The organism is Salipaludibacillus daqingensis, from assembly GCF_029891575.1.
In the GTDB taxonomy this organism is placed as follows: domain Bacteria; phylum Bacillota; class Bacilli; order Bacillales; family Salisediminibacteriaceae; genus Salipaludibacillus; species Salipaludibacillus daqingensis.
In genome coordinates, this window is record NZ_JARZHF010000007.1 from 211,484 (window position 1) to 231,973 (window position 20,490).

The following is a 20,490-nucleotide window of genomic DNA, read 5'->3' on the forward strand; positions in this document are numbered from 1 at the left end:
AAACCTGTATGTATAAATACATAACTAGAAGAGTTTTACAGTTTATTCCAATGCTCTTCTTAGTAACAGTGGTCGTATATGGATTAGCCCAAGCAGCGCCAGGTGATCCGATGAGTGGGGAGATTTTAGATCCTGATATTCCAGCTGAAGTATTGGAAGAGCGAAGAGAAGCACTAGGATTGAACGATCCAATTCCTGTGCAATATTGGAACTGGCTTAGTTCTGTGGCAGTTGGTGACTTCGGTCAATCGATGCATTACACAGGCCGATCAGTTTCTGAGTTAGTAACATCACGAATAATGAATACATTATATCTATCTTTATTTGCACTTGCAGTCACGATTCTTGTGGCCATTCCTATAGGGATTTATTCGTCTAAAAAACCATATTCATTACTTGATTATAGTGCAACAACATTTGCTTTTCTCGGTCTTGCAACACCGAACTTTTTCGCTGCATTAATAGCGATTTATTTCTTCTCGTTTCAGTTGGGATGGTTCCCATCACAAGGAACTGTTTCTTCCGTTGGTCTAACAGGATTTGAGTATTTTATTGATAAACTTCGTCACTTAATTTTACCTGGGTTTACTCTTGGGTTAGCAAGCACGGCTATATATATGCGTTACTTAAGAACAGAAATGCTTGAAGTTATGGGAAGTGACTTTATCCGTACAGCTAGAGCAAAGGGGTTAGGCCCTGGTTCTGTATTGTACAAGCATACGCTTCGAAATGCTTTAATACCTATTATAACGTTACTAGGATTTGAGTTTGGAACGTTATTAAGTGGAGCCGTTATTACAGAAGCTGTATTCAATTATCCAGGGTTAGGAACATTGTTTTTGAATTCAATACAAAATCGTGATTATCCTGTAATCATGGCGATTAATTTAATACTTGCTGTTACTATATTAGTTGGAAACCTATTAGCAGATATATTTTATGCAATAGTTGATCCTAGAATACGTTACGATTGAGGTGAGCGCATTGGGAATTAGAAAAACAGAAGACGTAAAATCATCACAACCAGAAAAAAGTAAAAGTCCATTACAGCTTGCCATGCGTCGCTTTCTTCGTAATCGGTTAGCTGTAGCAGGAATTGTTATCATCATTATTATGGTTAGTATTGCTGTTTTCGCCCCTTTACTAGCACAACATGACCCGAGGCAATCGGACTTAATTAATGTTATGCAGAAACCGAGTGGAGAAAATTGGCTTGGAACGGATAGTTCAGGGCGGGATAATTTTTCTAGACTCGTATATGGCTCGCAAGTGTCTCTTTTAATTGGATTCTTTGCGATGTTATTCACATTGGCAATTGGCGTTGTTCTTGGTTCTTTGTCTGGTTTTTATGGGGGTAAAGTAGATAGCTTAATTATGAGAGCAGCAGATTTAATGTTAATTTTCCCTTTCTTACTTTTAGTATTAACAGTCATGGCAATTTTAGATCGTGTGACGATTGGTATTTTTATTACAATCATTGCTCTAACAACTTGGCCTAATATTACGAGGATATTGAGGGGAACATTCTTATCATTAAGAGAAAAAGAATACATTATAGGAGCACGTTCTATTGGATGTTCTGACTTAAGAATTATAGTTAAACATTTCTTGCCAAATGCAATTGGACCTATTATAGTAAATGCAACTATTATGATGGCAACTTTAATCATCATTGAATCTGGTCTAAGCTTCATTGGGTTTGGTATACCGCAACCTACACCGACATGGGGAAATATGGTTACCGAAGCAAGAAGTTTAAGAGTATTAACACAACATCCGGAAGCATGGGTACCACCAGGTTTAGCCATATTGTTGACAGTATTAGCGATTAACTTTATTGGTGATGGATTAAGAGATGCATTTGATACTAAAAGTAATATGTAATACATACGTTCCTAATATATATTAGGAACGTTTTTCCATTTTTGGCAACAGAAGACCAATTATTTGTTTGGATATTAATTATAAAATTATCGTTTTGTGGAACATTTTTTATTTAAGTTCGTATAAAAAATGAAGGGGGATTTATACATGATAAGTTTGAATGAAGAAATTAGAGAAGTGAAAGAGAAAATACGAAAGCACACAAAATGGAATGAACACCTTGGAAGATTAGAGGAAAGTCTTCAATTAAATGAAAAAGAAGTACAGTCATTGGAGAATGAATTAATGTTAGAAAAAGAGGATGTTGAAAAATTACATAGCTTTTCCTTGGCGAATGTTTTTTCTACCATCGCTGGTAATAAGCAAGAAAAAATGGATGAACGAAAAAAAGAGGTTGTCAAAGCAAAATTAAAATATCAAGAAGCTTATCAAACGTTAAAGGAATTAAAAGCCGAACATGATGAGTATCAATTTTCTGTCAATCAACTAGGAGACGTGGAGCGAGACTATCATTCTTTAATCAATAGAAAAGAAGAGTTGATTCACAATGAAACGAGTTTATGGAGTCAACAACTATTTGATATCACGGAACAAGAAGCGGAGTTGGCAGGGCAAATAGAAGAGGTTCAAGAAGCACTAGATGCAGGAGAGATTGCTCAGAATGCTTTGAACAAAGCATCCGCTTCTTTCGATAAGGCAAAAGGATGGTCTACTTTTGATTTGTTTGGTGGAGGTATTATAACTACCGCAATAAAACATAGTCATTTAGATACAGCAAAAGAAACCGTTCACCATGCTGAAAGAAGGTTAAGGCAGTTTCAAGATGAACTATTGGATATTAAAAATCATATGAAAGTAGACTTAAATATTGGAGAACTTCTCACTTTCGCAGATTATTTCTTCGACGGAATAATAGTCAATTGGATGGTTCATGATAAAATTTCAGATGCAGCAAATCAAATTGAGGCAACAAATAGTCTCGTTAACAAAACGATTTATCAGCTTCAAAAGAAACAAAAAGAGATGTTCGAAAAGTTAAATGATTTATCAATAAAGAGGATTAAAATGATTGAAAAAGCTTAAGTTACGATAATAATATTATGTAAACTAATGGATGTATTTCTGTACTTATTCTTATTTCAAAACATAACTCAACCTAAAGCAATTGTTTTGAAGAGTTCTTTCATTTGATATATGATTAGGTACAGAATATATTTTTTGAGGTGGAAAAATGGAATATGATCATTCATTAGAAGATCGATTACTTAAATTTTCGGTAATGGGTGCATTGTTTTTTGCCGCAGGGGGCGTTACCTTGGGGTTGATTGCTAGTTCACAGATGATTCTGTTTGATGGTTTATACTCTTTTATTAGTGTACTTCTATCAGGCATGTCATTTGTTGCTGCAAAGTTTATTAGAAAGCATGATATGAGAAGGTTCCCATATGGAAAAGATATGCTTGAACCGATAGTAATCATGTTTAAATATTTTATGATTGGTGTCATCAGTATTGCTGCTATGATTTCTGCGATAAGTGATTTGATATCTGGTGGTCGAGAAGTGTCCGTAGGAATCGCTTTAGGTTACGCTGCTATTTCAACTATTGCATGTTTTTTCGTTTTCAAGTATTTAAGAAGAAAACAAACTAGTTCATCATCAGATTTTGTAAAAGCGGAAGCGAATCAATGGTACATGGATATGTTATTAAGTGCAGGGGTACTAGGCGGTTTTCTCATTGCGTTTGCCCTCGTGTTCACCCCGTTTGATTATATCATCCCATATGTAGATCCAGTGATGGTTTTGCTCGTCTCTATATATTTCTTAAAAGTACCGTTGTCAGAAATGTTTAAGAATGGAAGAGAGATAATCGGAATGGCACCAGACCATTCATTGGTTCAGATGATTGAAGAAGCAGTTGAGTCTTTAGAAGAGAAATATCATATTCATGAATCGATCACTCGAGTACAAAAAGTAGGTAGTGGTATTTTTATAGAAGTAGATTTTATAGTTGAAGATGATATATCTCAACCGATTAATAAAATTAGTGAACAAGATCGTGTTAGGGAAGAACTAGATTTATTACTGTCTAAGATTCCTTATAATAAATGGTTAACTGTTTCATTTACTGCAGACAAAAAATGGGCTGTTTAATGAATAGATTACGATAAAGATAGACTTTCTTTAAAGGATAAATACTCTGCCCCTTGTCTTGTTCTAGGCTACCTCTATAAATCACACTTTTAGGGATCTAAGTGAGCAGTTTTTCAATATCAAGATGGAGCAATAACAGCACTAATTTATAAACTATTTAGGAAGGTGTGTTTGAATGAATAATAGAGAAGATTATGTTTTTGTTTATGGAACGTTAAGGAAAAATCAAACAAATCATGCGTTATTAAAAAATGCAGTCCTTATATCAGAGCAAGCCAAAATAATAGGTGGGCTTTATGACACAGGTCATGGTTATCCAGCCTTACTTCTGAATGATAACCTGAACGTATTTGGTGAAATTTATCAGGTTAACAAAGAAACCCTCAATAGTTTAGATGTTCTGGAGGGGTATGAAGAAGGACGAGAGTCAAACCTTTATTATCGCTGCAAAAAAGAAGTGACAACAGATGAAGACACTTATACATGTTGGGGATATGTGTTAGATGAACGTCATGAAAAATCGTTAGGAGAAGCAATTCCATTTCAAGATTGGAATGTCCACCAGTGGTTTAAATCGTTCACACATGTATACTACTTTGCTTATGGGTCTTGTATGGACACAGAACGGATCGAAAAAGCAGGAATGATTGAACATTTCTCAAAGGAAGTTAAAATCGGTAAACTAGATGGTTATCGCTTTGCCTATTCCTTTCCGCAACCAGACGGTGCTAGAGCAGACATTATAGAAACTAATAGCAACGAATTTGTAGAAGGAATTGTGTATAGCTTACCAAAAGAAGCAATTAATTATTTGTTTCAACGGGAAGGGGTCTATTCTCATAATTATCGACCTACTTTTGTCAATGTTGATATTAATGGAGAGTTAGTAGAGCAAGTTTTAACCTTTACGGTGATAGATAAAAAACCTTCTACTGCACCACCAGAACACTATGCGACAGAAATATTAAGAGGTGCTCAAGGAAGAGTGTCAACAGAATATTTTCAAAAATTAAATCGTCAACTCTTCGATCTGGGGTATAAATTTTAGCTTTCATATTCTTGTAATTGAGCTATCAAACTTCTTTGTCATATTTTTTTATATTGTTGTACAAAATATAAAAATGTATTCAAAGAGGTGGTGCTTTCATGAAAGTAGCTATTATAGGAGCTGGCTTTTCAGGTTTATGTGCAGCGATTACGCTGGAGAAGCATGGCATTTTTCCTGATATTTTTGAAATAAAAGAGGAAGTTGGCGATTTATTTGATTGCGGGCATGTTTTGTTCTCAAATCTTTCTCCCCTGACAGGAGATGTCGTCAGATATATGACAGAGGAACACGGAATCATTATCCGTCCTGATGCGAATATCCGTAAGTTGACAGTATTTTCTGAACGTGAACAGGTGTCTATTCACGGTCAGTTCGGATATTTTATTCAAAATTCACAGCACAAACCATCAATCAGTTTGCAACTTAAAGAACAAATAAAGACACCTATTCACTTCAATTCAAAAGTAAGCTACGAGGAGTTACTTCACGAATACTCTCACGTTTTAGTTGCAACAGCCGAACCTGAAGAATTCACGGCTAAAATTGGGTTATTCGAGAAAGAGAAACAAGGATCGCTTACTTGGAAAAATATCAAAGGCAATTTTGACCGATATGAGCTTACAGCATGGTTGGATAATAATATCGCACCCAAAGGGTATGGATTTCTTATTCCGTATAATTCAAAAGAAGCTTGTTTGGGCATTTCCATTCCTTCGAAAGAACACATTGGTGATGGAGGATTAGATCATTATTGGGAAACATTTATGGAACGTGCTGAAAAAAACCTTCAAATGTCTTTTCACGTCCCGAATAAAAAATATCAGGCAAATGATCGAGCGACAGGACTTTGTCGCTACCCACGAATAGGAAATACTTTTTTTATAGGCGCTTGTTATTCTTCGGCACTTCCATATATTGGAGCAGGGTACTTCACTCATATGTTAACAGGAGTATATGCCGCTCAAGATTTGTTGGGTATGGGAGAGTTTGAGAATTTAACAAAGCCAATTTGGAAAACATACCATCAAGGGATCGTCGCTCGGGATGTCTGGTCATCGTTTGATAATAGGGATTTCGATTTTATTGTAAAACTAGTTCAGAGACGTTTAACTAAAAAAGCAATTACTGGAGAATATAACTTATTAAGTTTAATTACTCGGTTGATTAAACCATCGGCTACTTTCAGTAAACCACCGAAATAAAAAAGAAGGGAATGTATAGAACCATTAACCTCTTTTTACGAGGAGGGATGTATTGAAATTAAATGCACAAAAAAATTGTGTGATCTTTGATTTGGATACAATACCTTTAAACTCTCTGCTATCAATTTATTTGGATCCAATTAAGCATAGCTTCCGTAATTTCTTGAAGTTGCTCTTGTTCTGTTATCTCAGCATCTCCATCTCCTCGTTGTTGACCATAGGATCCAAATTGACCATGGTTTCCACCTTCGATGACAATTTTCGTTATTTCTTCTCCTAAATATATTTGTGCCTGTTCATGTGATTCCCAGTTTAATATTTCATCGTTTGTTGCTGTAATGGAGAGCACCGAAAGATTCTTGTTTGATAAATCTCCGTCCTCATCTGGATAAGAAGCATGGAAAAATACACCATCCACAAGATCTTCGTTTTCTGTTGCAAATCTTGAAGCCATCACTCCACCTAGTGAATGTCCACCAATAACAATGGGCTGCTCTAATTCGTCAAAATTGAGGTTCGAGGCACGATTTTCACCAAAAACAGCTAAGTTCAGAGGCATATGAACTAAATATGTATCCATTCCGTTAAGCGCCAAATTATATGCAAGAGGAGCATAGGCTTCTGTTTTTACTAATCCACCTGGATAAAATATTACTGTACCTTGCGTTTCTTCATAAGATTTGAAATAAATGATCTGATCGATTTCCTCCACATCAACACGCTGATCACCTTTTAAGGCTTCCATCGCTAACTGATTTGGCTCGTAAGGGCGTAATAAGTAATAACCTCCAACAATCAAAATTGTCATTAAAGCAACTGCAATTTTCCATCCATGTTTTTTAATTTTTCTCCACATAATCATTTATCTCCTCACAGATTTATTCTAGCTATTTATAAATTGATTTTATCAATCTTTCTAAAAGTAAGATAATGATTTGCTTTACAAATCAGCTAATCGTTTGTAAGATATTAAATAGTAATAATTACGATTTGAATCGAAGGAGACTGAATAAATATGAATACAAAAATCCCCGTAACCGTTTTAAGCGGTTATTTAGGTGCAGGTAAAACGAGTATGTTAAACCATATTCTCGATAATCGTGAAGGATTGAGAGTTGCTGTGATTGTTAATGATATGAGTGAAGTCAATATTGATTCGCAGCTTGTTGAAAAAGGAGGCTTCCGAAGAACGGAAGAAAAGCTAGTAGAAATGTCTAATGGATGTATTTGCTGTACATTACGTGAAGATTTGCTTTTAGAAGTAGACAAACTAGCAAAGCAAGGGGACATTGACTGCATTGTCATTGAATCTTCAGGTATATCAGAACCAGTTCCTGTTGCTCAGACCTTTTCTTATATCGATGAAGAAGTTGGTGTTGATTTAACGGAAAGCTGTCAATTGGACACGATGGTTACGGTCGTCGATGCGAATCGTTTTTGGTACGACTATGAGTCTGGGGAAAGTTTATTAGAACGACAGCAAGCAGCTACAGATGATGATATTCGAGATGTATCAGATTTACTCGTTGATCAAATAGAATTCTGTGATGTCCTTGTCATTAACAAATCTGATATGATCACGAAGCCTCAATTAAATAAATTAGAAAGTATTTTGCGAAAGCTACAGCCTGATGCAAAAATCATCAAAAGCAATCACGGAAAGGTAGCTTATTCAGAAATTATCAATACAAATTTATTTAATTTTGATCAAGCAAGTATGTCTGCAGGTTGGCTAAAAGAATTAGAAGCAGAAGAGCATGTACCAGAAACAGAAGAGTATGGGATTAGCTCGTTTGTATATCGACGTGAGCGACCTTTTCATTCTGAACGATTTTTCAAATGGGGAGATGATTTCCCTAAAGGGGTCGTTCGAGCGAAAGGAATTGCTTGGTGCGCAACTCGTAATGATTTAGCTTTATTAATGTCGCAAGCAGGACCCTCTGTTTCCTTAGAGCCAGTATCGTTTTGGGTTGCCTCTATGTCTTCGGAGAAACAACAGCAGTTTTTAGAAGAAAATGCAGACATGAAAGAGGAGTGGAATGAGGATTTTGGAGATCGGAAAAATGAACTTGTTTTTATAGGGACGGATATGGATAAAGCTCAAATCATTTCTGAACTGAATAATTGTTTATTAACGGACGAAGAGATGAAGACCGATTGGACAAAGATGACTGATCCATTCCCGTGGGATGTCCAAGTTCCAATTGAAAATACATGAGCTAGTTTTAAATAATAAGGTAGAAGGGAGGTGGTTTTATCGCCACCTCCCTTTCCATTTTTTGATTCATTTAAGGATGCCAATAAATTTCACCTTTTTGTTCTGAATGCTCAAGATCTAGATAAAAATGATGCTTCTTATAAAAATGAATGAGTCGATCTAAGTGGTCCCAGTCTCGGTGTGAGATGTCTCCTGAGATCGTATGGATATTTTGATCGATGGTGTATTCTTTAAGAAATTTCATGCAAACGGATCCATAACCGCGATTTTCTTCTCCTCGAATATCATCTATGTGAATGTGATAGTTTGGCTTATAATGCGCGTGAATGGAAAAAGCCCAATTACCTTGAAAAGCTTCTTCACAATCATGGGCCATTATTTTACAAACGTTACCATCATCTGAAGAATAGACAATAACCCACTTTTCCTCTTTTGTTTGATCTATTCCTAAAACGTTCCATTTTTTAGCGATCTCTTTCATGTTTTCTTGCATTCGAAACATTTGAAACTCTAAATCTTCCATTTCTTCGATTAATGTTTCTTTGTTTTTATCCTGCTTTGGCTCATAAACGGCAGGAGCTAACATAACTCATTACTCCTTTCAACGTAGTTTCCGATTTAAAACACAGGTACATATTTTACTAGAGAATAATTCCCTTTTCAAGACTTTATAACATGTTTTCTCAAAATGGAAAAGAACCATTGCTTTTCATAAAAAAATACGTTATTCTGTTTTTATATCAATATATTGCAAAAAAATTAATAGTGATGTCAATATATAGTATATACAATTTTATATGAACGGAATATCAGGTGCCTCTAAAGAGGCTTAAAAGGGAATTCAGTGTAAATCTGGAGCTGTCCCCGCAACTGTAAATGTGGACGAACTGAGACAACCACTGTATAAGAACGTCATGGAAATGGTGCTTATATGGGAAGGCTCAAAGTAGAGTGAAGCATAAGTCAGGAGACCTGCCTTGATTTTCTATAGTTTCTGATCTTCGGGGGTTGAGAATGAGAAACGGTAGTGGATATCGCTTTTTGCGATTTTTTAACTTCGTCTTCAGACCTAACCTGCCGTTTTATCAGCCTCCTTGAAATCAAGGGGGCTTTTTTGTATGCTTTGACGTTTCCTATTATGACCGTTGCATTCGCTATTCACAAATGAGTTAGTTACTACACTTTGAAAGGATGAATAAGATGAGCAAAAGTACTATTACAAAGAATGGATTAGATGAAATCATAGGAGAATTAAGGCATCGATTTCCACACCTAACATGGAAACCGTTCCTAGAAAGATTAAAGGCCATGACAAGCCAGCACCAAACGGAAGCAAATATTCCAGTTATGGCAGCGTTGGATCAGTTAACTGCTCAAGAGGCTGATTGGACCTTTGTTGCATCAAAACTATATTCTCACAATCTATATGAGGAAGTATCATCTGAACGTCACATCCCAGCTTACGAACAATTTTCGTTATTAATCAAACAACTAGTTGAACAAGGTTTCTATAAAAAAGAATTAATCGAAGAGTACTCAGAAGAAGAATTACAACATTTAGGGAGTTACATCGATAAAAAGAAAGATGAATTCTTTACATACATCGGGTTAAAAACACTGGCTGACCGTTACTTGGCAAGAACACATAGGGGACAATTGCTTGAATTACCCCAAGAAAGATTGATGATCATTGCGATGAGTTTGATGGTTAAAGAGTCTAAGCAAAAACGAATAAAACTAGTTGAAGAATCTTATTGGGCTCTTTCGAATTTGTATATGACTGTTGCTACTCCGACACTTGCAAATGCCGGTAAAACGCACGGTCAACTCTCGAGCTGCTTCATAGATACGGTAGATGATAGTTTAAAAGGCATTTTTGATAGTAATACAGACGCAGCAACCGTTAGCAAAAACGGAGGGGGATTAGGTGTCTACTTAGGGAAAATTCGTGCAAAAGGTTCAACAATTAAAGGGTTTAAAGGAACATCATCCGGCGTTCTTCCATGGATGAAGCAATTAAATAACACCGCAGTCAGTGTCGATCAACTAGGCCAAAGACAAGGAGCGATTGCTGTTTATTTAGATGTTTGGCACAAAGATATTTTTTCTTTTCTTGATGCCAAACTTAATAATGGAGATGAGCGTCAGAGAACACATGACCTATTTACTGGTGTTTGTATTCCAGACTTGTTTATGGAAAAGGTGGAAGCTAGAGAAGATTGGCATTTATTTGATCCACACGAAGTTCGCCAAGTGATGGGATTTTCGTTAGAAGATGTTTATGACGAGAGAAAGGGACGAGGAAGCTTTCGAGATTATTATTATGCATGTGTGGCAAATGAAGACTTATCTTCTGTGAAAGTTCCAGCTATAGACATTATGAAGCGAGTCATGATTTCACAGTTGGAAACAGGAACACCATATATGTTTTACAGGGATACGGTGAATCGTATGAATACTAATCGTCATGAAGGAATGATTTATTCATCAAACTTATGCACAGAGATTATGCAAAACATGAGTGCGACGACAGTACGTGAACAAACGACTAGTGACGGTGAAATTATTACAACGAAAAAAGCAGGTGACTACGTCGTATGCAATTTAAGTTCGATCTCTTTAGCGACTGCTGTTAAAAACGATGTTCTTGAAAGACTGATTCCCATTCAAGTCAGAATGCTCGATAATGTCATCGATTTGAACACGATCGAAGTCCCTCAAGCCGAAATGACGAATCAAAAATATCGCGCGATTGGTCTAGGGACATTTGGTTGGCATCACTTACTTGCAGAAATGAAAATTCCATGGGAATCAGAAAAAGCTGTGCAATATGCGGATGAGCTTTATGAAAACATCCATTATTATACAGTGAAAGCTAGCATGGAACTTGCGAATGAAAAAGGGTCATACCCTGTTTTTGAAGGGTCCACTTATTCTACTGGAGAATATTTTGATAGTCGTGGGTACCATTCAAAAAGATGGTCAGACCTGAAGCAACAAGTAAAAGAAAAAGGAGTACGTAACGGGTATTTAATGGCTGTAGCTCCAAATTCCAGTACGTCTCTGATCGCAGGGGCTACGGCATCAATTGACCCTATCTTTAAAAAAGAGTATGCCGAGGAAAAAAAGAATTACAAAATTCCAGTGACTGCGCCTAACTTGAATCAAGATACGACATGGTATTATAAGCCGGCCCATACAATTGATCAGCATTGGAGTATCAAACAAAATGGAGCCAGACAAAAGCATATCGATCAATCTGTCTCTTTCAATTTATATGTGAAAAATAATATTAAAGCGAAAGAATTACTCGATTTGCATAGTGATGCTTGGAAAAACGGATTGAAAACGACTTATTATGTACGCTCAACTTCTAGTGAATTAGAAGACTGTGAAAGCTGCTCAAGTTAATTGGAGGGAAAACAATGACAAAGTTAACGGAAAGAAAACTATATGATGTACAAGCACCGAATTCTTCTACAGGAATTATTTTAGGGGAAAGTTCAAACGTACTGAACTGGGATGATGTTCGATTTTCTTGGGCTTATCCTCTATACAAAAACATGTTAGGCAACTTCTGGACACCATTTGAAATTAATATGAGTTCAGATGCCAAACAATTTGCAGATTTATCCGAAACAGAAGAGGAAGCTTTTAAAAAAATTATCGGTTTATTGGCCTTTCTTGATAGCATTCAAACAGATTATGCCATGCACGTTTCGAAGTATTTAACAGACTCCAGTCTAAATGCCCTAATGACCGTATTGGCATTCCAAGAAGTGGTTCACAACCAAAGCTATTCTTATGTGCTTTCGAGTCTTGTAAACAAAGATGAACAAGATGAAATATTTGAATACTGGAAACATGATCCTATATTGAGAGAGAGAAATGATTTTATCGCGGAAGGATATGAAGCATTCATAAATAATCCGACTCCTCGGACGCTCTTAGAATCAATTGTTTACGATGTGATTTTAGAAGGTTTAAACTTTTACTCAGGATTTAGTTTCTTTTATCATTTGGCAAGAAATCAAAAAATGGTCTCTACATCGACAATGATCAATTACATCAATCGCGATGAGCAACTTCATGTGTTTCTTTTTGCAAATCTGTTTAAAGAACTTCGAAGGGAATTTCCAGAACTTCAAACAGAGGAAGTAGATGATTTCGTTCAACGAACGTTTATACATGCAGCAGAATTAGAAATCAAATGGGCGAATCACATTATTGGTGAAAAGATACCAGAAATTCCGATCAACGATTTGGAAAACTATATCAAATTCATGGCGAATAAACGTGTAAATGAATTAGGAATTGAACGACCATTTGAGGGACATCGGTCCAATCCGATGAAATGGATTAAAGTTTATGAAGATGTGAACCAAGGGAAGACTGATTTTTTCGAGCAAAAATCAAGACAATATACAAAAGTATCAGAGGATAACGGGTTTGACGATCTGTAAAGATTGTTAATTTAGGGGGAGAAACGATGAAGGAGTTAATCAAATCTTTTCAAGAAATTGAACAAATAAACAGTGAATCATTAAAAGAAAATGCAAATGTTGACGGCTGTTCACCGTTGGGTAAAATGAATACTTTCGCATCAGAAACGTGTAAATGGTATACAGATGAGTTTCTGTTATCAGAAACAACAAAACAAGCTCAAAATGAAAACATTCTCTATATTCATGACAAAGATTTTTATCCTACAGGAACAACGACATGCAGCCAAATTCCGTTAGACAAGTTATTGGATAAAGGGTTTTATACAGGACATGGTCATATCAGGGCACCAAAATCGATTCAGTCAGCCATGTCCCTTGCAGCGATTATTTTGCAATCGAATCAAAACAATCAACACGGCGGTCAATCGTTTCAAAAGTTCGATTATGATTTGGCACCTTTCGTCCGCAAATCATATGAAAATATGAAACAACGATTGATTGAGAAACATAAAACATCCTTTAATAATGAAAAAGAATTAGAGGCGTTTGCTTGGGACGAAACAAGACAAGAAACGTTTCAAGCTTGTGAAGCATTTATTCATAATGCCAATAGCATGCATTCTAGAGGTGGTGGCCAAGTTCCTTTTGTATCGATCAATTACGGGACGGATACATCATTTGAAGGGAGAATGCTCGTAGATGAATTACTTCAAGCGACTAGAAATGGATTAGGAAATGGCGAAACGCCGATTTTTCCAATACAAATCTTTAAAGTGAAAAATGGTGTCAATGCGAAGGAAGAAGATCCTAATTATGATTTATTTGAAAAAGCCATACTAACAACCAGTAAAAGGTTATTCCCGAATTTTAGTTTTTTGGATGCCCCTTTCAATAAGCAATATTTCAATGGTGAACCAGAATCAGAAGTTGCTTATATGGGATGTCGAACAAGGGTAATGGCTAATATACACGGAGAAGAAACGTCTGTCGGTAGAGGGAATTTGTCATTTTCTTCATTAAACCTTGTTCGATTAGCATTATTAGCTAATGGAGATAGGAATAAATTTTGGTCTGGCTTATCAGAAGCGATTGAAACAGTCATTCAACAATTGCTCGATCGTTATCGCTATCAATGTGACAAAGTTGCTGCAGAGTTCCCTTTTTTATTTTCACAAGGGATATGGAAAGATGGAGACCAACTAAAATTAAATGAGAAGGTAGAAAAGGTAATTAAACAAGGAACACTGAGCCTAGGATTTATTGGATTAGCAGAAGCGCTAGTCGTTTTAACTGGAGAACATCACGGACAGTCTAAAACATCATGGGAATTAGGAATAGAGATTGTTGCAAAACTTAGACAAGCAGCTGACAAAGCAACGCAACATTATTGTGTGAATTTTGGAGTCATTGCTACGCCAGCAGAAGGTTTGTCAGGAAAATTTGTTAAGACTGATCGTAATGATTTCGGTTCGATTACTAATGTAACCGAAAGGGACTACTATACAAATTCTTTTCATATTCCCGTTCATTATTCTCTATCTATTCATGAAAAAATTAGACTAGAAGCACCCTTTCATGCATTATGTAATGCAGGTCATATAACTTATGTAGAGCTTGACGGTAATGCTTGTAAAAACACAAAAGCTCTCATGCAGATCGTCGATTATATGAAACAATCAGGCATTGGATACGGTTCGATTAATCATCCCGTAGATCATTGTATGACATGTGGTTATCAAGGTGAAATCAATATACAATGTCCGTCCTGTGGAGAAATGGATGAACACAAATTACATCATATTAGGCGAATTACGGGATACCTTGTTGGGGATATGAAAAGGTGGAATAAAGCAAAAAGAAAAGAAGAAGAAAACCGGGTAAAACACTTATGATCCGGATTTTATCAATTATTCATGATTCTATTGTGGATGGAGAAGGCTTACGAACAACGATGTTTTTTGCTGGTTGTCCTCATGAGTGCATTGGTTGTCACAATCCAGAAAGCTGGCTATATGAGAATGGACAACTTTATTCAGTAGATGCTTTACTAAAAACAGTTACCGATTTTCCATTAAATCAGGTCACTTTCTCTGGAGGAGAACCTTTTCATCAAGCAATGGAAATTATCCCATTAGCAAAAGAGATTAAAGCAATGGAAAAAAATATATGGTGTTATACGGGTTATACATTTGAATGGTTACACAGCCATGGGAATGAATATCAGAAGACGTTGTTAACTTATATCGATACTCTTGTAGACGGACCTTTCATACAGAATTTAAGAGATACAACCTTGCATTTTCGAGGAAGTACGAATCAACGAATCATTGATCTTAACAGCGTTTTATTAGAATAATGATGATTTTAATATAACTAGAAGGACCTCCTTCTAGTTTTTTAGTGCATTATTTTTTATCTTTTGAGCTTTTATCGATATAATACACTTAACAAAGATTTAAGTTTATAAACACTTACACAAAAATAGTATTTATTCGAATCATTCAACAATCAATCTAAGACTAGCAGAGGAGTTAAGCGATGATGCGGATGGAAGTTGATGTTATCCAAGGGCGGGGTGATGCGTATACTTTTGGATTAGAACAAGCATATTCCTTGATTAATATGCCTCTATTTGAGAAGCACGCTAAACGACGTAAAAAGTCGATAAAAAAATACACAACAGATTATAAAATGGCTACGGAATATATGATGGAATACTCCCCCCAGTTGATGGAAGAAATACAAGGTATTGCAGATGGGTTGGAATGGTCCATACAAGATGTGATGCATGAATACGGTGGCTATCAACAAAGTTGGCGTAAATCTGGATGTAGTGCGATCATGGCAAATGGGATTTATGGTAGAAATTATGACTATCATCCCAAAACTTACGACGGTCGATTTGTACTTTGGCAGCCTCATAAAGGGTTTGCTCATATTGGTTTTGCGCAAAGAATGATAGGTCGCATGGATGGTATGAATGAAAAAGGGTTAGCTATCGGGTATCACTTTGTTAATCGATTGAGACCAAATGATGGATTTATTTGCACGAGCATTGCACGATTCGTATTAGATTCATGTGAAAATGTAACAGATGCGATACTAACATTGAAAAAAATCCCTCATCGCCATGCGTTTAATTACTCTCTAGCAGATTATCATGGAAATGCAGCTGTAGTGGAAGGTTCAGCACAAGGCGTGGAAGTTTTTCAACAACATCAAGGAGCTTGTACCAATCATTTTCAAACGAAAAACAAACAAAAAGAAAATCGCTATAAAATTGAAGAGTCTCAAAATAGACTTATTACTCTTCAACAATTTCAACAGCAAAATCCTACTGCAAAGGAGATGTCTCAGCTATTAAATGAGCGACAGCATGGAATAGCAAAAGTGGACTATGGCAATTGGTCTGGAACGATTCATACGGCTATTTATGACACAAGGTCATTGACTGTTCATATTGGAATTGGGGTGAATGCTCAGTTTGTCACATTCCCTTTTAAACGCTGGTTAAAAGGGAATAAGTCAGTAATTAAAAAAGTAAGGGGACATCTACCCGAGGTAAATGGAGCAGGTCACCTAAAGCCTCAAGCGAGGTTAGCCCGAAATACATTCGTTAATGTAAGTGAATAAATATAGAGGAGGGATTATCCACCATGGCAGAAAGAACTAAAAAAGAGATCTATGAATACTTAAATAGAGCAGAAGTAGGTTCCGTTGGAACATCAAACATGGGTAAACCTAGGCAACGAATGATGCACTTTGCTGCAGACGAAGACTTTCATTTATATTTAACGAGTATGAAAGGTGATCCGAAAGTGATTCAATGGAGCAACATTCCTGAAACGGCTATTTTAATCCACCAAGGGAAATCTTTTATGGAAATGGAAGAATGCGAGATTATGGGGCGTGCTTCGATTGTAAGAACAGATGAAGAGAGAGAAAAGGCAGCTCAACTCTTAGCACCTCGTTCCCCAATTGTTGCACAATTCAAAGACATGGAGGCACTCGATCGGTTGGAATTCATTAAAATTACCCCCCTTACAGTTAAATACCGATATGTTCCTGAAATTCTCCAAGGGGAAGCACCAACCGTTTATGAGTTTAAAGAAAATCAGGATTCTTCTAATGATCGTCAAGAATTGAAATCTCGATTTAGAGCATGGAAAGAGGCCGTTCGACCACTATCATTGACCGCTTCCTTGATTCCATTATTACTAGGGGGTGCGATGGCTTTTTCGTTAACAGAAATGTTTACTTGGTCATTATTTATCCTCACCCTATTAGGCGGTTTGATGGTTCAAGCAGGCACGAACATGATTAATGATTGGAAAGATGCAGAACGAGATGCAGACAATACACAAGGTATTAGACCATTTACAGGTGGATCGAAAATGATCCAGTTAGGTTTAATTTCAAAGGCGGACATGGGCTTTTTCGGAATTTTACTAACGATAACTGCAGGATTAATTGGTTTGTTTCTAGTATTTCAAAGTGGTTGGGGGATTTTACCACTCATCGCTTACGGTTTATTAGCTGGCTTTTTCTATACAAATGGACAAGGAAAATTTTCATTTATCAATTTATCCCCAGGTATTGCTGAATTATTGATAGCAACCACATATGGTATTGGGATGACGTTAGGTTCCTTTTACGTTCAGACAGGATCATATTCCCTTGAAGTCTTCCTTATTTCTGTTCCTGTTGCATTATTAATTACTAATGTTCTGTTAATTAACCAATTCCCAGATGCTGCTGCGGATGAAGCATCAGATAAGAATACATTAGTTGTCCGAATAGGAAAAGAAGGATCTAAAAACGTCTTAATTAGTTTGTTTATCATAGGATATAGTATAATTGCTATGTTACCGCTGTTTGACATAGCGCCTTATAGTATATATCTATCTTATTTATCTTTACCTTTTATGATTCAGGCCATTAAGTATGCGCAACGAAACTATGATAAACCTTCTACAGATATTATATCTAGTAATGCTCATACGGCGATTCATCATTTATTCACCGGATTACTACTTACGATTAGTTACTTGTATTTAACTCTAAATGTGTGGATTATAGCTAGTTTATTCATCGCTGCCATCTTGTTCGTCATTTGGGTATGGCGTTACATTGAACGTCAGCGTCGAGTGATGAATGATTTCAAAAAAGCTTTTTCTTGATAATCATGAGACACCTGTTTCGGACAGGTGTCTTGTTCATTAACATATTTCTGAGAAACATCATCACGGCATCAGGAGACTAGAGCCTTGGAGGAGCGCTTAAGTAATCGTCATAACAAAATTAAAAAAGGAGTTTATGTATGTCCTCAACAACCCTATTATCCGAACCAATGGAATTAAGTAATAAAGTAAAAATTAAAAATCGTATTTTTAAATCTGCTATGAGTGAAGGGTTATCTACAAAAAACCACCTTCCGAATGATCAACTTCTGCGATTATATAAAGCTTGGGCAGAGGGTGGTGCTGGGCTAGTAGTAACAGGAAATGTCATGGTAGATAGAAGAGCATTAGGAGAACCTAGAAATGTTGTTTTAGAAGATGATAATAACCTTTCTTTGTTTAAAAAGTGGGCAAATGCTGGGACGAAAAACAACACTCAGTTATGGATGCAAATCAATCACCCAGGTAAGCAAGTTTTCAAAGGGGTCGTAAAAGAAGCGGTGGCACCTTCTGCTGTTCCATTTGAATCAAAACTACAGCGCTTTTTTCCATTGTGCCGGGCTTTAACAGTGTTAGAAATCCGAGAGATTATTAATCGTTTCGCTCAGACAGCATTATTAGCAAAGCGAGCAGGCTTTACTGGTGTACAAATCCATGCAGCACACGGTTATTTAATTAGTCAATTTTTATCTCCGATCCACAACAAACGAATGGATGAATGGGGAGGACCTATTGAAAATAGATTCCGTTTTCTATCTGAAATATATTTAACGATGAGAGAAAAAGTAGGGGATGATTTTCCAATTGGTGTGAAAATTAATAGTTCAGATTTTAGTAAAGCAGGTTTTTCAGAAGAGGAGTCTCAGTTTGTCATTGAAAAGTTGGACAACTTAGGAGTAAATCTCATAGAAATATCTGGTGGAACATACGAAAAACCTGAAATGACAGGAAAAAATGTCAAAGCAAGCACCATGAAAAGAGAAGCATATTTCATGGATTATGCTGAAAAATTAAAAAAGAAATCAAACGTGCCTCTCGTATTAACTGGTGGATTTAGAACTCTAGAGGGGATGGAGCATGCGTTACATGAAAATGCAACTGACATGATAGGTCTTGCAAGACCAATGGCTATTTATCCAAATTTCCCTAACTTACTTATGGAAAATGATGTACCGACGTTGGGGATTAGTCCTGTAAAAACAGGGCTTTCCTTTATTGATGATCGAGCAATGTTAGAGTTAACTTGGTATAGCCAGCAATTAGAAAGAATTGCAAAAGGAAAAGCAACAAAACCATCTTTTTCGCCATTGCTATCCCTCTTTTTAACGTTAGCTAAAAATGGAAAAGAAGTGTTTCAACAAAGAAGAGCCTAATTAGAAACATGTCGAATGATTGCTGCCATCTTTCTAGTAAATTCCTCACTCGTTAAGACACTGTTATGATCAAGTTCTTCCAAGAGGTTGGTTTCATTACCAACCTCTTTTTCCCAATAGTCTTTGAATTTCTTCCCATGAATAACTTCATCGTTTTCTCCAATAAAGATATGGATTCTTTCAATAGGTAGACGTTTGATGATTGCAAGGTTGCTAACAAACCTAGAAATCATTAGCCGAAAACTCAACGTATAACTGATTGTTTTCGACGAAGTATCGTAGGGTATTTCTCTTAATGGTATTTTTACAACCGGTAAATGCGAGAGGAAGCCAATTTTTAAACGATCTAACAAGCCTAAAAAAACAGCACGCTTGAAAAAGATTTCATAAAGATCATCACTTTGGTCATCGTTTTTATCATGAAATACTTTCATTGATGGGTTAATAAAAGGGGCAACGAGAAAAATATTTATTATTTTTTCTGAAGGGGTATTAAGATAATAACGAAGTATATTTCCAGCCCCCATAGAATGACCTAATAAATATATTTCTTCATACTCCTTTGATAACTCATCAATCATTTCTATTAAGTCTTGATCATAGATTCCTTTTCGCTTAATGTCTCCTTTGCCTTCTTCGAAAGACGTGTACCCTCTTAAAATCGGAATATGAATATCAATTCGAACGTTTGAACGAATGTTTTCCGCCATTATAAATAAATGTTCTAAGTCTGAAGTAATGCCATGAATGCAAAGCAACACTTTATTTGTTGTTGGCTTAACAGGAAACTCATAATATGGAATGCTAGTTTTATCAGAAAATGTGAAAAGTGACGTAATATGTTTCATTAAATTAGGTCTCCTTTTATATGATTCATTCAAATTTGTTTGTTTATAGAGTTTATTTATGTAGATTAGTATATCAGTCATCATCTGATTTTTCTAAAGATGAAGCTTTGGTTTATTCCATACTAATATATTTTAAATCC

At 36.1% G+C, this 20,490-nt stretch carries 17 protein-coding genes and 1 riboswitch; of the genes, 14 read left to right on the top strand and 3 right to left on the bottom strand.

The window, feature by feature from the left end; all coding sequences use genetic code 11:
- Window positions 1-8 precede the first annotated feature (8 nt).
- From QDN89_RS14820 to QDN89_RS14845, 6 genes are all read left to right on the top strand, one after another.
- A complete protein-coding gene (locus QDN89_RS14820; RefSeq protein WP_280770935.1) occupies window positions 9-974 on the top strand; it encodes an ABC transporter permease in 966 nt (321 codons plus the stop codon).
- A gap of 10 nt (window positions 975-984) precedes the next feature.
- Complete coding sequence (gene opp4C, locus QDN89_RS14825) at window positions 985-1,884, top strand: oligopeptide ABC transporter permease (protein WP_280770936.1); 900 nt, start codon at window positions 985-987, stop codon at window positions 1,882-1,884.
- Window positions 1,885-2,031: 147 nt separating this feature from the next.
- The gene (locus tag QDN89_RS14830) at window positions 2,032-2,967 is read left to right on the top strand and encodes an AAA family ATPase (protein ID WP_280770937.1); all 936 of its coding nucleotides are present in this window, start codon (window positions 2,032-2,034) and stop codon (window positions 2,965-2,967) included.
- A 148-nt stretch (window positions 2,968-3,115) separates the two neighbouring features.
- Entirely contained in the window at window positions 3,116-4,036 is a 921-nt protein-coding gene (locus QDN89_RS14835) for a cation diffusion facilitator family transporter (RefSeq protein ID WP_280770938.1), read from the top strand.
- 175 nt (window positions 4,037-4,211) lie between these two features.
- A complete protein-coding gene (locus QDN89_RS14840; RefSeq protein ID WP_280770939.1) occupies window positions 4,212-5,084 on the top strand; it encodes a gamma-glutamylcyclotransferase family protein in 873 nt (290 codons plus the stop codon).
- 98 nt (window positions 5,085-5,182) lie between these two features.
- Window positions 5,183-6,286 (top strand): FAD-dependent oxidoreductase, encoded by a 1,104-nt coding sequence (locus QDN89_RS14845; protein WP_280770940.1) that lies wholly within the window; start codon window positions 5,183-5,185, stop codon window positions 6,284-6,286.
- 121 nt (window positions 6,287-6,407) lie between these two features.
- Here the strand turns inward: QDN89_RS14845 and QDN89_RS14850 are convergent, their stop codons facing one another.
- Complete coding sequence (locus QDN89_RS14850; protein WP_280770941.1) at window positions 6,408-7,142, bottom strand: alpha/beta hydrolase; 735 nt, start codon at window positions 7,140-7,142, stop codon at window positions 6,408-6,410.
- Between the two features lie 159 nt (window positions 7,143-7,301).
- On the opposite strand from QDN89_RS14850, the gene QDN89_RS14855 reads away from it, so the two are divergent.
- Entirely contained in the window at window positions 7,302-8,504 is a 1,203-nt protein-coding gene (locus QDN89_RS14855; protein ID WP_280770942.1) for a GTP-binding protein, read from the top strand.
- A 70-nt stretch (window positions 8,505-8,574) separates the two neighbouring features.
- Here the strand turns inward: QDN89_RS14855 and QDN89_RS14860 are convergent, their stop codons facing one another.
- A complete protein-coding gene (locus tag QDN89_RS14860; protein ID WP_280770943.1) occupies window positions 8,575-9,090 on the bottom strand; it encodes a hypothetical protein in 516 nt (171 codons plus the stop codon).
- Window positions 9,091-9,299: 209 nt separating this feature from the next.
- Window positions 9,300-9,498: riboswitch (cobalamin riboswitch) on the top strand.
- Between the two features lie 197 nt (window positions 9,499-9,695).
- Here QDN89_RS14860 and QDN89_RS14865 point away from each other — a divergent pair.
- The 7 genes from QDN89_RS14865 to QDN89_RS14895 all read left to right on the top strand — a co-directional run bounded on the left by QDN89_RS14865 (window position 9,696) and on the right by QDN89_RS14895 (window position 19,502).
- Complete coding sequence (locus QDN89_RS14865) at window positions 9,696-11,915, top strand: ribonucleoside-diphosphate reductase subunit alpha (RefSeq protein ID WP_280770944.1); 2,220 nt, start codon at window positions 9,696-9,698, stop codon at window positions 11,913-11,915.
- A 14-nt stretch (window positions 11,916-11,929) separates the two neighbouring features.
- The gene (locus QDN89_RS14870) at window positions 11,930-12,967 is read left to right on the top strand and encodes a ribonucleotide-diphosphate reductase subunit beta (RefSeq protein WP_280770945.1); all 1,038 of its coding nucleotides are present in this window, start codon (window positions 11,930-11,932) and stop codon (window positions 12,965-12,967) included.
- 26 nt (window positions 12,968-12,993) lie between these two features.
- The gene (locus QDN89_RS14875) at window positions 12,994-14,841 is read left to right on the top strand and encodes an anaerobic ribonucleoside triphosphate reductase (RefSeq protein WP_280770946.1); all 1,848 of its coding nucleotides are present in this window, start codon (window positions 12,994-12,996) and stop codon (window positions 14,839-14,841) included.
- Window positions 14,841-15,305 (top strand): anaerobic ribonucleoside-triphosphate reductase activating protein, encoded by a 465-nt coding sequence (gene nrdG / locus QDN89_RS14880; RefSeq protein WP_280771041.1) that lies wholly within the window; start codon window positions 14,841-14,843, stop codon window positions 15,303-15,305. The genes QDN89_RS14875 and nrdG overlap by 1 nt, the downstream gene beginning before the upstream one ends.
- 182 nt (window positions 15,306-15,487) lie before the next feature.
- Window positions 15,488-16,582, top strand: a complete 1,095-nt coding sequence (locus QDN89_RS14885) for a C45 family autoproteolytic acyltransferase/hydrolase (RefSeq protein ID WP_280770947.1) — start codon at window positions 15,488-15,490, stop codon at window positions 16,580-16,582.
- A 23-nt stretch (window positions 16,583-16,605) separates the two neighbouring features.
- Window positions 16,606-18,129 (top strand): UbiA family prenyltransferase, encoded by a 1,524-nt coding sequence (locus QDN89_RS14890; RefSeq protein WP_280770948.1) that lies wholly within the window; start codon window positions 16,606-16,608, stop codon window positions 18,127-18,129.
- A 140-nt stretch (window positions 18,130-18,269) separates the two neighbouring features.
- Window positions 18,270-19,502, top strand: a complete 1,233-nt coding sequence (locus tag QDN89_RS14895) for an NADH:flavin oxidoreductase/NADH oxidase family protein (RefSeq protein ID WP_280770949.1) — start codon at window positions 18,270-18,272, stop codon at window positions 19,500-19,502.
- Here QDN89_RS14895 and QDN89_RS14900 read toward each other — a convergent pair.
- The gene (locus tag QDN89_RS14900; protein ID WP_280770950.1) at window positions 19,499-20,350 is read right to left on the bottom strand and encodes an alpha/beta fold hydrolase; all 852 of its coding nucleotides are present in this window, start codon (window positions 20,348-20,350) and stop codon (window positions 19,499-19,501) included. The genes QDN89_RS14895 and QDN89_RS14900 overlap by 4 nt on opposite strands.
- Window positions 20,351-20,490: the final 140 nt, after the last annotated feature.